Genomic DNA, 12,941 nt, shown 5'->3' with positions numbered 1-12,941 from the left:
CCCCCACCCTCAATCCCTCCCCTCAAGGGGGAGGGAGGCGATGGACGCCAGTCCGGAAGAAAACCTAGCTCGCCTTGGCGAAATGATGGTGCCCCGGCGCTTCCGCGGGCACAAGGGCCGAAGCGAACTGGTCCCCGCTCGCCGTCCAGGTGAAGGTCTGCGCATGACGCCGGGCCGCCTCGCGCGAGAGCGTCAGCGCCTTGCGGATGGCCGCGCCCAGGTCCTCGTCCATGGCGCCGGTCTCGGCAGTGAGGACATCGCGCGGCCCCGTGACCGGATAGGCCGCCACCGGCACGCCCGAGGCCATCGCCTCGACCATGACGTTGCCGAAGGTGTCGGTGAGGCTGGGAAAGACGAAGACGTCGGCGCTGCGGTAGGATGCCGCCAGCTCCTCGCCGTACTGGTAGCCGAGGAACACCGCGTCCGGGAACCGGTGTTCGAGCTCCTCGCGCTGCGGCCCGTCGCCGATCACGATCTTCGTGCCGGACGCCTCGGCCTCGAGGAACGCCTCGACATTCTTTTCCGGCGCCACCCGCCCCACATAGAGCAGGTGCGGACCGGGCAGATCGAGGAAGCGGCTCTTGGGGCCGGGCGCGAAATGCCCCGCATCCACCCCGCGCGACCAGAGCTTCAGGTGCGTGAACCCGCGCTCCTCGAGCTCGGCGAGCATCGAAGGGGTCGGAACCAGCGTCTGCGCCGCCTCGGCATGGAACCAGCGCAGATACGCATAGCACCAGTCCGGCGGCACCGGCACGCGCGCCGCCACATATTCGGGGAACCGGGTATGGAAGCTGGTGGTGTAGCGCAGGCCCGCATCGGTGCAGTGCTTGCGCGCCTGCAGCCCCAGCGGCCCTTCAGTCGCGATATGGATGTGGTCGGGCGCCTCTTCCTCGATGATGTGCCCCACCGCCCCGATCGGGGTCAGCGAGAGCCTTATCTCGGGATAGGTGGGTACGGGCACCGTCCAGAACCGCTCGGGCGTCAGGAAGCTCACGTCCATGCCGCGCCGGGTCAGCTCCTTGCCGATCGCCGAAAGACTGCGCACCACTCCATTGGTCTGCGGGTGCCAGGCATCGGTGACGATAAGGAGCTTGGAAGGCATTTTCTCTCTATGAGGCCGCTCGCCGGAGCCTGAACCGGCGGGGCTCGCCCACCGTCATCTCCGTCCATTTGACGAGCTCGAACTGCCCGTCGTGGTTCTCGACGACCGCGGTGCAGCTTTCCACCCAGTCGCCCGTGTTGATGTAGTGAATGCCCAGCCGGTCGTGCATGTCGGCGAAGTGGATATGGCCGCAGATGACGCCGTCGACGCCTGATTCCTTGGCCTCGTGCACCAGCGCTTCCTCGAAGCGCCCGATGACCGAGACGGCGTTCTTGACCTTCTGCTTGGCCCAGGCCGAAAGCGACCAGTACTGCAGCCCGAGGCGCCGGCGCACCCAGTTCAGCGCCATGTTGATGCGCAAGGCGGCGTTGTAGGCCCAGTCGCCCACATGCGCGAGCCACTTGGCGTGCATCACCACCACATCGAACTGGTCACCGTGGATCACGAGATAGGTCTTGCCTTGCGCGCTGGTGTGGATCGTGCGGTCCACAAACTCCACTTCCCCGAAATAGGTTCCGAGATACTCACGCAGGAACTCGTCGTGGTTGCCCGGCAGATATATGACTTTGGTGCCCGCATTGGCTTTTTCAAGCAGCACCTGCACAAGGATGTTGTAGTCGTTGGGCCAGAACCAGGATTTCGCCAGCCGCCATCCGTCGACGATGTCGCCGACGAGATAGATGGTGTCGGCATCGTGATGGCGCAGGAAGTCCGTCAACTGCCCCACTCGCGCCGGGCGCATACCCAGATGCACATCGGAAATGAACAACGCCCGTACGCGCCGCATTTGGCGGGTTTCGGTCATCAGCGAATCGCCCCTAGCCCATTGACCCCACCGTGCCGCACATCGGCGACGGCCTTGTGACAGTCTATAGGCTTGGGTTGGGTGAGGAAATAGCGGGCGGCCGGGACCTCCCGGCAGACCTGTGCAAAGGTCGGTGTGTCGCAGCGGGTGCCTAGCGTATCCGCGCCTTCAGCGCCACGATCCGCCCGTAGCTCTCCTCGATGCGCGCCGCGAACGCCGGATCGGCCTGCGCTTCGGCCACCAGGATTTCCCGGATCTCGTCGGCGAGCGAGGCGCGCGGCTCGGCCGTGTTGGAAAAGAGCAGCACGTCCATGCCCGCCCGTACCGCCTGCGTCACCGTCTCCCGCAGCGTGAAGTGCTGGCGGATGGCGCCCATCTCGAGGTCGTCGCTGATGACGACGCCGTCGAACCCGAGCTCTTCGCGCAGCACCCCGGTGATCCATTGCGGCGAAAGGCTGGAAGGCAGCCCCTCGACGCCGCCGGAATAGTCGGCGTGGTAGAGGTGCCCGACCATGACGAACTCGTCGTACCCCTCCCCGATCAGTTCGCGGTAGGGCTCTAGCTCGCTCTCCTGCCAGGTGCCGGTGATGTCGACGAAGCCCTCGTGGCTGTCCGCCGTCGAGGAGCCGTGGCCGGGGAAGTGCTTGAGCGAAGTCAGCAGCCCCGCCGCCTCATGGGCGCGGATGAAGGCGGTATCGTAGGCGATCACCGTTTCCGCATCCGTCGCGAAGGCGCGTCCGTAGCGCGCGATGATCTGGTTGTCCGGATTGAGGTTGATGTCCGCCACCGGTCCGAAGTTGACGTTGAACCCCAGCGCCGCCAGCCGCTGTGCGAGCGTCCCGTAGATCGCCTCGGCCCCTTCCGGACTGTTGCGCGCCGCGACCGTCGCCGCGTTGGGGATCTCCTCGAATCCCACCGCCCGAGTCAGCCGCTCCACCGACCCGCCCTCCTGGTCAAGACTGATGAAGGGCGGCAGGTCCGGCGACGCGGCGCGGAAGGCCGCGTTCATCTCCTCGACCGCCGTCAGGCTCTTCACATTGCTCCTGAGGTACATCACCCCGCCGAGATGACCCCCAGCGATCTCCTCACGCAACGCCGCCACGGACACATCGTCCACGTCGTCTCCGGCGAACCCGACGAGGATCATCTGCCCGGCCATTTCCTCCAGGGTCTGAGCGGAGGCCGCGCCGGCGCATGTCGTTGCGATGAGGAGGAGGGAAAGGCGCAGGAGTGACTTCGGCACGAGGCTGCTCGCGGTTCGACTCGGGAATGCTCGACCTTGGACGAGCTTTGTGGCGGAAACAATCGGATGAAGTGGGCACCCGGCCGTCCCATCCCCGGCTGTCATCCCGGCGAAAGCCGGAACCAGTATATGCTGGCGGTGCGGTTTTTCACTTCGGCCGAACAACCACCGGGTCATTCCCGCGAAAGCGGGAACCTCCGTTTGCATGGTGAACAGAGGTCCCCGCTTTCGCGGGGATGACCTGGTGGAGGCGGTGATTTTGGTGCGAAAGCCGGACTGGCGTCGTTTACTGGATCCCGGCTTTCGCCGGGATGACAGCCGTTGGAAGTGACGCCGGCCTGCCCATCTAGCGAACCCTACCGGTTCAGCCGGTTCTCCACGAGATGCTCGACCACCCCCGGATCGGCCAGCGTCGACGTATCCCCGAGGTTGGAGTAGTCGTTCTCCGCCACCTTGCGCAGGATGCGCCGCATGATCTTGCCCGAGCGGGTCTTGGGCAGGCCCGGCGCCCACTGGATGAGGTCGGGCGTCGCGATCGGTCCGATCTGCTTCCTGACCCATTGCTTGAGCTCGTCCTTGAGGGCGTCGTCATAGCCCTCGCCGGTCATCAGCGTCACGTAGCAGTAGATCCCCTGCCCCTTGACGTTGTGCGGATAGCCGACGACCGCCGCCTCGGCGACCTTCGGGTGCGCCACCAGCGCGCTCTCGACCTCGGCCGTGCCGAGGCGGTGGCCCGAGACGTTGAGGACATCGTCGACGCGGCCGGTGATCCAGTAGTAGCCGTCAGCGTCCCGCCGGCAGCCGTCGCCGGTGAAATAGTAGCCCTTGTAGGTGGAGAAGTAGGTCTCGACGAACCGCTCATGGTCGCCATAGACGGTGCGCATCTGACCCGGCCAGCTGTCGGCGATGGCGAGGACGCCCTCGGCCTTCACCTGCTCCTGCACGCGGCCCTCGGGCGAAAGCACCACGGGCTTCACCCCGTAGAAGGGCTTGGTCGCCGAACCGGGCTTGGCGGGAATCGCGCCCGGCAGCGGCGTGATCATGAAGCCGCCGGTCTCGGTCTGCCACCAGGTGTCGACGATCTCGCAGCGCTCCTTGCCCACATGCTTGTGGTACCAGAGCCAGGCTTCAGGGTTGATCGGCTCGCCGACCGACCCGAGGAGCCGCAGGCTCGATAGGTCGTTCTTTTCCGTCCACTCGGCGCCCGCGCCCATCAGCGCGCGGATGGCGGTCGGGGCGGTATAGAAGATGTTGACCTTGTGCCGCTCGACCACCTGCCAGAAGCGCGACGCGTCCGGCCAGCTCGGCACGCCCTCGAACATCAGGCTCGTGCCCGCGTTCGCCAGTGGTCCGTAGACGATGTAGCTGTGCCCCGTCACCCAGCCGACGTCGGCCGTACACCAGTAGATTTCGCCGGGCTTGTAGTCGAAAGCGAGCTCGTGGGTAAGGCTGACCCAGACGAGATAGCCGCCGGTGGTGTGCAGCACGCCCTTGGGCTTGCCGGTGGAACCCGAGGTATAGAGGATGAAGAGCGGATCCTCGGCATTCATCGGCTCGGGCGGGCAATCGGCCGAAACGGCCTTGGCCTCGTCCGCCACCCAGACGTCCCGGCCCGCTTTCATCGCGACCGCGTTGCCGGTGTTCCTGACCACCAGCACCGTCTCGACGCCCGGGCAGGATTCGAGCGCGGCATCGACATTGGCCTTCAAGGCAACCGCCTTGCCGCCGCGCCGGCCCTCGTCGGCGGTGATGACGAGCTTGCTGCCGCAGTCGTTGATGCGCCCCGAAAGCGAGTCCGGCGAGAAGCCGCCGAACACCACCGAGTGCACCGCGCCGATCCGCGCGCAGGCGAGCATCGCGTACGCCGCCTCCGGGATCATCGGCAAGTAGATCGTCACCCGGTCGCCCTTCTTCACGCCCTTGGCCTTGAGGACGTTCGCCAGCCGGCAGACCTCTTCGTGGAGTTGGCGATAGGTGATGAACCGCGCCTCGTCCTTCGGATCGTCCGGCTCCCAGATCAGCGCCACCGTGTCGGCGCGAGTCGCCAGATGCCGGTCGATGCAGTTGGCCGAGACGTTGAGCTCGCCGTCCTCGAACCACTTGATCGAGACATCGGGGTATTCGAACGAGGTGTTCTTGACCTTGGTGAACGGCTTCATCCAGTCCAGCCGCTGCGCCTCTTCCCGCCAGAACCCGTCCGGATCGGAAATGGAACGCCGGTAGAGCGCTTCGTACTGCTCGGCGGTCGTACGGGTGCGCGCAACCGCATCGGCGCTGGGCTGAAAGACGAGCTCCTCGCTCATGGACTACTCCTCCTGCTTATTCTCCCCCAAGGGGTTCCGTTCTAGCGACGGCCCCGCTGGGCGGCAAGGGCTTGACTTGCCATCAATTCACCCCACGCTCAATGTCGTCCCGGCGAAAGCCGGGACCCATCCCTGAACGCATCCCCGCGCTCGGAAAGCTCGTCTCAATGCCGCTACCCACCGAGATACCTTGCGGCTGTGGGATTATCTCAGGATGGGCACCGGCTTTCGCCGGTGTGACATCGAGTGGGTGACCCCATCGGTGCAGGAGCGGCTCCATTGCAGCCCCTAAGCGTTAACCGCTCCGGACTTCCCCGCTTCGGCCCTTCCCCGCCCTCTGCTAGCATCCTGCCCTATAAGGAGCCATGCGATGAGCGAGACCGTCGACCTACAGAAGGTGCCAGCGGAGACCCCCGCTGCCGCCGAACCCGCCACGCAGCCCATCACCTTCCGCGGCGCGACCTTCGCCGATATCGATCTCGTCCACGCCCGGCTGAAGGAAGCGATCGAGACCTCGCCGTTCTACCTGCCCGAGTTCAAGGCCTACGAGACACGCCGCCTCACCAAGGACCATCTCGCCGGCCTCATCGAAGCCGACCCGTTCCACATCTTCGTCATCGAGCGGAGCGGAAAGCCCGCCGCCTTCATGATGAGCGGGCCGGAACAGGGCACGCTCTGGCTGTACTGGTCCTACGTCTTTCCCGAGCACCGCCGCTCGGCCGTCGGCATGCAGGCCATGCGCGCCTTCATCACACACTGGGACAATGGGCGCTTCCACAAGATTTCGACCTACACAAAGGCCGGCAACGACGCCGCCGCACTGATCATGAAGCGCTTCGGCTTCACCCTGACGGTGACGCTCGAGCAGCACATCTTCGGCGAGGACTACCTGCTCTACGAACGCAAGCTGACCAAGGTCGCACCGGGCTACGACAACGGCATGCAGGGCGGCATCAAGGCCAAGATCCGGCGGCGAATCCGGCGGCTGCTGAAGCGCTGATCATCGCACCGAAGGCTCGAGCGCCGCGTTTTCGCCCGTCCGCCGCCAACGCTGCAGGATCGAGACGTCGACCTTCGCCGTCTTGAGCGCAGTCCACCACAGCGCACCGGACCAGAGCGAAATCGCAAAGAGCGCCGCGAGCGCCGCTCCCATCAGCCCGAAGCGCGGCACGAGCAGGAAATTGCCGCCGACAAGGGCCGCGATCCCGAGTCCCACCGCCGGCAGGCTGGCATAGGGCCGGTCGTGCACCGAGAGCACCAGCGAGGCCGGTCCCAGCAGCGAGCGGAGGACCAGCGCCAGGCAGAGGATGACGAGCGGCACGGCTCCCGCCGAGAACGCCGGCCCGAACAGCATCAGCGCGAACGGCCCCGCGACCGCGACGATGACGAGCAGCAGCACCGAGAGCCCGCCGGCCACGAGGTTCGCCTCGCCCACCTTGCGGTTGAATCCCGCCCGGTCGCTGCGCGCCTCGCTCTCGAACATGTCGGGCATGGTGACGGCGTAGACCGCCGCCACCCCGAAGGAGAGCAGCGAGAAGACGCGGGTGCACACCCCGAAGATCGCCAGCTCCTCGCGCGTCAGCAGGCTCGAAAGCAGCAAAAGGTCGATATCGAAGAAGAAATCGGTCGCCAACGCGATCAGAACCCATGGCAGCGCGAAACGCCACCAGCGCCGCGCCTCACGCCCCTCCGCCGCCGGCCCGTCATTGGCGACGGCGCGCACCGTCGCGACGACGAAGCCGAAGTGCACGAGGCAGATCGCGACATAACCGCAGCCGACCGCCCACAGCATCGCCGTGAACGCCGCCTCCATATCGGGAACGAACGCCGTCGCGCCGAGGAACGCGGCGATGACCACCATCGGCCGGAAGAGCGTATCGGCGAAGAACCCGGCGAACGGCCGCTTCATGCCGACCAGCACGGCGCCGTTGACGAAGACCATGGTCGTGCCGAAGGCGAGCAGCGCCACCGGCAGGAAATGCCGGGCGACGGTCCCCTCTCCCAGCCCGAACGCCGAAAGCAGCGGCTGTCCCGCCACGAGCAGCGCTGCGAACACCAGAACGATATGGCCATAGGCGCGCGCCAGGAATCCGACGAGTTGCCCCCGGCGCGCATGTGCGCGGTACTCGGCGGCGAAATAGGTGCCGATGGTCTGGAACCCCAGCGGCATGGCGACCGCCGCGAGATTGGCCGTGGCGATGATGACGAGGTATTCGCCGAGGATCGTCGGCCCCCACGTCCGCGCGATCAGCGCCTGGACGACGAAGACGACGCCGGCCCCGAAAAGCCGCCCGGCAAAGATGATGCTCGTCTGCGAGGCGAGCCGCCGGTAAAGGCTCACGGGCCCTCTCCGCCGGAGGCCCGCTCCTGATCCGGCCGGCGGTCAGGATTGCGCCACGCGTGGATCGCCCGCTGTACCGCGTGATATGCGTCGCGTGCCGCGAACGCGCCCTGCCCCACGATGAACGGCAGGGGCCTGGCCGCATAGTTGGCGACGGGCGGCACCGGCCGGATGACGCCCGCGTCCCCTACCATCCCCTTCTTGAACTGGTGCAGCCCCTGATACCCGTCGGTGCCGCCGAGGTCGTACCATTGCGCCGGCGTGTTGTCGCGCAGCCACCGGATGATGTGCCAGTGGAGGAAATAGCCGGCCCGCAGCGGCAGCGCCCGATCGTTCGTCGCGCCGTAGAGATAAACGGCCCTGTCGCCGGCGGTGAAGACGATCGCCCCGCCGACGATCCCGCTTTCGTGGCGCACGAAAAAGAGCTCGGGCCGTAGCGAGGCCGGCTCCATCGCCATCAGCGTGTCTATCGTTTCGTAGGCCGAATGGTCGGCGAACTGCTTGCGGTCGGTCATCGCCTTGTAGAGCGCATGGAACTCGCCCATGCGCTCGGCCCCCGCATGCTCGAAGGAGAGTCCTTCCTTCTCCGACTTGTTGAGGTGGTAGCGCCACTTCTGCGCAAAGCTCTTGCGCAGGTCCGCATCGTCGAGCCGCAGGTTGACGATGTAGCGGTTGGGAAAGAGCAGGATCGATCCAGCGCGGAACCCGCGGGCCAGCAACTGCCGGTAGCGCCCGTTCTCCGCTTCGATCGACGCGCGCGGCAGCACCGAGAGCATCATGCCGCGCTTTCGCGCGTAGTCGGCGATGAGCGCCTCGATCATGCCCGCATGCAGGCCCGCCGCATCGGGGCGGTGCGTATCCTTGAGCATCGGTCCCCATTTGGAGACGGCGATCGACGCGAGCCGCAAGGGCAGCGGCTGGACCATCATCAGCGTGCCGCCGACGATCTCGCCGCCCAGCCGGAACAACACCGGCTCCTGCACGGTGCCCGGCCAGCGGGTGGTGGCGAAAGTGAAGAGCTGTTCCTGGCAGACCTCGTCGAACCCGGCAACGGTCTCGTCCCATTCGCGTCCGGAGACGATCTCGCCCGTGACCGGCAGGGTCGCGGATGGCCTTCCGGCGGCCTTCGCGGGCGCGGGAGAGATTTCTTCGTCTATGGCTGACATTGCGAGGGGTCCGGAGCGAACTCGGTTCGCCCCGCAGACTATCGTGGGAGGGTGTGCAAAACCCTATCGTCGCCGGCCAAATGCCGCCAAACTGCGCGCTTGGTTACCAAACCCTGCCGGGCCGGCTACGCGTCAATGCGCAGCCACCGGCGCGTGTCCCGAGTAGACGAACGGGATGTGCGGCAGCGTGTAGCCGAGAAGCTGGTCGGCGCCCTCGTAGACCATCTTGAGGGCCACGTAGAGGATGATGACCAGCCCGATCCAGGCGATCCAGCGGTAGCGGTTGAGAAGCTTGGCGATGAAGGCCGAAGCGATGCCCATCAGCGCAACCGAGAGGATGAGCCCGAAGACCAGCACTTCCAAGTGGTGCTGGGCCGCGCCCGCGACCGCCAGCACGTTGTCGAGCGACATGGAGACGTCGGCGATGATGATCTGCGTCACCGCCTGGCGCAGCGTCTTCTGCGGCGCGGCGGCGCCGTTCGCGCCGCTGCCGTGCATCGCTGCATCCGGATGCGCCACGGCATCGGCAGCAGCATCGGCGGCCGCCTCCTGCTCGGCGTGCGAGACGCGCAGCTCCTCGTACATCTTCCAGCACACCCAGAGCAGCAGCAGGCCGCCGGCCAGCAGCAGCCCGGTGATGGCCAGAAGCTGGGTGGTGATCAGCGCAAAGCCGATACGCATGACGGTCGCCGCCGCGATGCCGATGAGGATGGCGCGCCCGCGCATCTGCTTGGGCAGGCCCGCCGCGGCCAAGCCGATGACCACGGCATTGTCGCCGGCAAGGACGAGATCGATGAAGATGACTTGAAGGAAGGCCGAGATGAAGCTGGCGTCAATGCCCAAGGGCATCTGGTATCTCCGGGCGGCGGGCCGCTATGCGCAAAACGGCGCGCCGATGCGAGCCGGACCTCGGGGTCGCGGTCGCGGCGGCGGGGTCAATCTGGGATGAGAACTGGACGGGCGCCTGTCAGCGCCGGACTTTGGTGGGTGCACAAGGACTCGAACCTTGGACCCGCTGATTAAGAGTCAGCTGCTCTACCATCTGAGCTATGCACCCGGGTCACCAAAGTGGCGCCTCTCTATCAAAGGGTTTTCGCCCTGTCCATAGGAGGAGCACGCAAATCTGCGCGCTTGTCGATATTGCCGTGGAGTCCCTGCACCGCAAGGCCGCCGCCCACCCCCTGGGCGGCGGCCTTCGCGACGAGTCAGTCCTCCATGTCCCTCCGACGACGCTGGAATTCGAGGAAGTCGAGCACGTTGTCGGAGCGTCTGGGTTGCTTGCGCTGGAATTCGTCCATGAGGCCGATGGTCCGCTCGATGATGTGACGCAGTTGCCGCGAGCGGGAATCGGACCCCTGCAGGATGACTGCAGCCTGCTCGAGGTGGTCACGGGCGAGCAGAAAGGTTGGAAGCATGACGCTGTCTCCGAAATTTGGATGAGGGGGTGAATCGGCTTCTGCCTTACCCACGAGGGTGGGCCCCTATGCCTTCGCAGACCTTGCCGGCATCCCGGCAATTCGATGAAAATTGCTCCTTTCGGTCATCCCGTCGTAAATCCTCGCGCGCCAATGGTTTGCGCCCTGTGGTCATCGGCGCGCCCTGTGCAAAACATCGGTGAAGCCGTCCCGCGGCCCTCTCCCAAACCTATTTGCTTAACCGGCGCCGCTCGCTAGGTTGGCCCGAAAGGCCGGGCGAGCCGAACGAGAATCGCCCCGCTGGGAGGATCGATGACCAAGCCACCGCTCGCGCGCCTGCCGGCAAGCCTGCCCGACACCATTCCCTTCGTCGGCCCGGAAGCCATCGAGCGACGTCTCGGGCGCCCCTTCCGCGCGCGGCTCGGCGCCAACGAAAGCGGCTTCGGACCCTCCCCGAAGGTCATCGCCGCCATGGCGGACGCGGCCGCCGGGAGCTGGAGATACGGCGATCCCGAGAACCATGACCTGCGCGTTGCCATCGCCGCCCATTGCGGCGTCGCACCCGATGAGATCATGGCCGGCGAAGGCGTCGACGCGCTGCTGGGACTCGCCGTCCGCCTCTATATCGAACCGGGCGATCCGGTCGTCACCTCCATCGGCGGCTATCCAACCTTCGACTTCCACGTCGCCGGTTTCGGCGGCCGGCAGGTGAAGGTGCCTTACGCGGCAGACCGCGAGAATCTCCAGGGACTGGCGGAGGCCGCGCGGCGGGAGAAAGCGCGGCTCGTCTACCTCGCCAATCCCGACAATCCCATGGGCACCTGGTGGAGCGCGGCGGAGGTCGAAGCCTTCGCAGACGCCCTGCCGGAGGAGACAATGCTGGTCCTCGACGAAGCCTATGGCGAGCTGGCGCCCGCGGGCACCCTGCCCCCGATCCACCCGCTCCGCCCGAATGTCCTGCGCATGCGCACCTTCTCCAAGGCCTATGGCATGGCGGGCGTGCGCGTCGGCTACGTCATCGGCGAGCGCGGCGCCATCGCCCCGTTCAATCGCATCCGCAACCACTTCGCCATCAGCCGTATGGGCCAGGCCGGCGCAATAGCGGCGCTTGCCGACCAGGAATGGCTCGAAAGCGTCGTCGCCCGCACCGTGGCCGCGCGCGAGCGCATCTACGCCATCGCTGCCGCCAACGGGTTCGAGGCCATTCCTTCGGCCACCAATTTCGTCGCCATCGATTGCCGCCGCGACGGCGCCTACGCGCTTGCCGTGCTCGAGGGGCTGGCCGACCGCGGCGTGTTCGTCAGGAAGCCCGCCGCGCCGGGGCTCGACCGTTGCATCCGCGTCAGCGTCGGGCCGGACGATGCGCTCGACATTTTCGAGGCGGAGCTGCCGGGCGCGATCGCGGCCGCCGACGCGCTTACTGCGAAACGAGCCTGATCCGCGCCTCGATGCCGCGGTGATTGGAGCCCATCGGGTCCGGCAGCCCCTCGATGGAGGTGATGACCGCCGGCGGGCGCGTGAACATGGTGTCGATCGGCACGCCGAAGTCGCCGAGTTCCACCGGCCAGGTGCCGGGATAGGCGTTGCCGGTGAGCAGGTCCGCATTGCGCATCAGCCGCATGAGGTTGCCCGACCAGGGCGCGGCGTTGAAATCCCCGGCGATGACCACCGGCCCCTCCAGGCCCTTCAGTTCCTGCCTCAACCTGTGCGCCTCGATTTCGGATTGGTAGTCGAAGTAAGGCTTGGTCATGTGCACGGCCACGAGATTGACGCGCTGCCCGCCGATCTCGCTCACCGCATAGATCACCCGCCGCGGCGAGAAGTTGCTGAGCTGGGTGAGGCGCGCACCCTCCTCCAGCGGCGTCTTGCTGAGGAGCAGCGTGTCGCAGGTCCACTCGTCCTCGCAGCCGATGTCATGCGGATAGACCTCGCGCAGCCGCGGCAGCTCGGCAAAGACCGGCGCGGCTTCCATGAGGATGACGACGTCCGGGTTACGCGCGAGGATCGTGTCGACGATGCGCGCGCTGTTGCCCTCGTTGTAGTTGAGGACGTTGAAACTGAGGAGATCGAACTCGGCGATTGCCGGCCGGTCGGCCACCGCCGTTCGCGCCTGCTGTTGCGAGTAGATGATCGACGCGGTGTGGCCGACGCTGAGCGCGGCGAGCGCCGCCAGCGCCAACCCGCGCCACCGTGCGCCGGCCAGCACCATGATGACGGCATAGACGAAAAGCGCGATCCCCAGGTGCGGACGCAGCGACTGCAGCAGCGGCTGGCCTGGAAACATCGAGGGCCCGCTGGCCGCGACGACGACCACCGCCGCCACCAGCCCGAAGCCGGTCAGGATTCCCCTGACTTCCCCACGGATCTCCATGCCGCCCCCGTTCCGATGCGCGCGCCCTTATTGGCGCAACGCCCGAGGCGATGCAACTGCAGGTAACGCAGGCGTGCTAGCACAGTTTTCATTCTGGCAACTGCCGTGCCGGCTCCTTCGCTCCCCTCCCCCTTGAGGGGAGGGGCCGGGGGTGGGGGTCCACAGCGGACCACACAACCATCCCCACCCTCATTC

General features: G+C 66.5%; 11 protein-coding genes and 1 tRNA gene. 2 read left to right on the top strand and 10 right to left on the bottom strand.

What is annotated here, in order from left to right:
- Positions 1-64 precede the first annotated feature (64 nt).
- The 4 genes from VE25_RS17070 to acs all read right to left on the bottom strand — a co-directional run bounded on the left by VE25_RS17070 (position 65) and on the right by acs (position 5,453).
- The gene (locus tag VE25_RS17070) at positions 65-1,102 is read right to left on the bottom strand and encodes a glycosyltransferase family 4 protein (RefSeq protein WP_046109863.1); all 1,038 of its coding nucleotides are present in this window, start codon (positions 1,100-1,102) and stop codon (positions 65-67) included.
- A 7-nt stretch (positions 1,103-1,109) separates the two neighbouring features.
- Entirely contained in the window at positions 1,110-1,907 is a 798-nt protein-coding gene (locus VE25_RS17065) for a UDP-2,3-diacylglucosamine diphosphatase (RefSeq protein ID WP_046109862.1), read from the bottom strand.
- A 151-nt stretch (positions 1,908-2,058) separates the two neighbouring features.
- Complete coding sequence (locus VE25_RS17060; RefSeq protein ID WP_160299998.1) at positions 2,059-3,150, bottom strand: glycoside hydrolase family 3 protein; 1,092 nt, start codon at positions 3,148-3,150, stop codon at positions 2,059-2,061.
- 356 nt (positions 3,151-3,506) lie between these two features.
- On the bottom strand, positions 3,507-5,453 hold the full coding sequence (gene acs, locus VE25_RS17055) for an acetate--CoA ligase (protein WP_046109861.1): 1,947 nt from the start codon (positions 5,451-5,453) through the stop codon (positions 3,507-3,509).
- A gap of 370 nt (positions 5,454-5,823) precedes the next feature.
- On the opposite strand from acs, the gene VE25_RS17050 reads away from it, so the two are divergent.
- Positions 5,824-6,453 (top strand): GNAT family N-acetyltransferase, encoded by a 630-nt coding sequence (locus VE25_RS17050; protein ID WP_046109860.1) that lies wholly within the window; start codon positions 5,824-5,826, stop codon positions 6,451-6,453.
- Here VE25_RS17050 and VE25_RS17045 read toward each other — a convergent pair whose 3' ends face one another.
- The 5 genes from VE25_RS17045 to VE25_RS17025 form a co-directional block, all read right to left on the bottom strand.
- Positions 6,454-7,794, bottom strand: coding sequence for a lipopolysaccharide biosynthesis protein (locus VE25_RS17045; RefSeq protein ID WP_046109859.1), 1,341 nt, complete (start codon positions 7,792-7,794; stop codon positions 6,454-6,456).
- On the bottom strand, positions 7,791-8,960 hold the full coding sequence (locus VE25_RS17040) for a lipid II:glycine glycyltransferase FemX (protein ID WP_046109858.1): 1,170 nt from the start codon (positions 8,958-8,960) through the stop codon (positions 7,791-7,793). Before VE25_RS17040 ends, VE25_RS17045 begins: the two co-directional genes overlap by 4 nt.
- 132 nt (positions 8,961-9,092) lie before the next feature.
- On the bottom strand, positions 9,093-9,809 hold the full coding sequence (locus tag VE25_RS17035; protein ID WP_046109857.1) for a TerC family protein: 717 nt from the start codon (positions 9,807-9,809) through the stop codon (positions 9,093-9,095).
- Positions 9,810-9,941: 132 nt separating this feature from the next.
- Positions 9,942-10,017: transfer RNA gene (locus tag VE25_RS17030), tRNA-Lys, on the bottom strand.
- A gap of 148 nt (positions 10,018-10,165) precedes the next feature.
- Entirely contained in the window at positions 10,166-10,375 is a 210-nt protein-coding gene (locus VE25_RS17025) for a hypothetical protein (protein ID WP_046109856.1), read from the bottom strand.
- 312 nt (positions 10,376-10,687) lie between these two features.
- On the opposite strand from VE25_RS17025, the gene VE25_RS17020 reads away from it, so the two are divergent.
- The gene (locus VE25_RS17020; RefSeq protein WP_046109855.1) at positions 10,688-11,812 is read left to right on the top strand and encodes a pyridoxal phosphate-dependent aminotransferase; all 1,125 of its coding nucleotides are present in this window, start codon (positions 10,688-10,690) and stop codon (positions 11,810-11,812) included.
- Here VE25_RS17020 and VE25_RS17015 read toward each other — a convergent pair.
- Entirely contained in the window at positions 11,793-12,746 is a 954-nt protein-coding gene (locus tag VE25_RS17015) for an endonuclease/exonuclease/phosphatase family protein (protein ID WP_052732049.1), read from the bottom strand. The genes VE25_RS17020 and VE25_RS17015 overlap by 20 nt on opposite strands.
- Positions 12,747-12,941: the final 195 nt, after the last annotated feature.

The organism is Devosia geojensis, from assembly GCF_000969415.1.
In the GTDB taxonomy this organism is placed as follows: domain Bacteria; phylum Pseudomonadota; class Alphaproteobacteria; order Rhizobiales; family Devosiaceae; genus Devosia; species Devosia geojensis.
Note: the sequence above shows the minus strand (reverse complement) of the source record. Positions and strands in the feature narration are given on the sequence as shown.

What these genes read in the sequence shown, in the direction of transcription:
- VE25_RS17040 (WP_046109858.1), bottom strand. Translation starts at nt 8,960, where the DNA reads ATGTCAGCCATAGACGAAGAAATCTCTCCCGCGCCCGCGAAGGCCGCC.
- VE25_RS17065 (WP_046109862.1), bottom strand. Translation starts at nt 1,907, where the DNA reads ATGACCGAAACCCGCCAAATGCGGCGCGTACGGGCGTTGTTCATTTCC.
- VE25_RS17050 (WP_046109860.1), top strand. Translation starts at nt 5,824, where the DNA reads ATGAGCGAGACCGTCGACCTACAGAAGGTGCCAGCGGAGACCCCCGCT.
- VE25_RS17020 (WP_046109855.1), top strand. Translation starts at nt 10,688, where the DNA reads ATGACCAAGCCACCGCTCGCGCGCCTGCCGGCAAGCCTGCCCGACACC.
- VE25_RS17070 (WP_046109863.1), bottom strand. Translation starts at nt 1,102, where the DNA reads ATGCCTTCCAAGCTCCTTATCGTCACCGATGCCTGGCACCCGCAGACC.
- VE25_RS17035 (WP_046109857.1), bottom strand. Translation starts at nt 9,809, where the DNA reads ATGCCCTTGGGCATTGACGCCAGCTTCATCTCGGCCTTCCTTCAAGTC.
- VE25_RS17025 (WP_046109856.1), bottom strand. Translation starts at nt 10,375, where the DNA reads ATGCTTCCAACCTTTCTGCTCGCCCGTGACCACCTCGAGCAGGCTGCA.
- VE25_RS17015 (WP_052732049.1), bottom strand. Translation starts at nt 12,746, where the DNA reads ATGGAGATCCGTGGGGAAGTCAGGGGAATCCTGACCGGCTTCGGGCTG.
- acs (WP_046109861.1), bottom strand. Translation starts at nt 5,453, where the DNA reads ATGAGCGAGGAGCTCGTCTTTCAGCCCAGCGCCGATGCGGTTGCGCGC.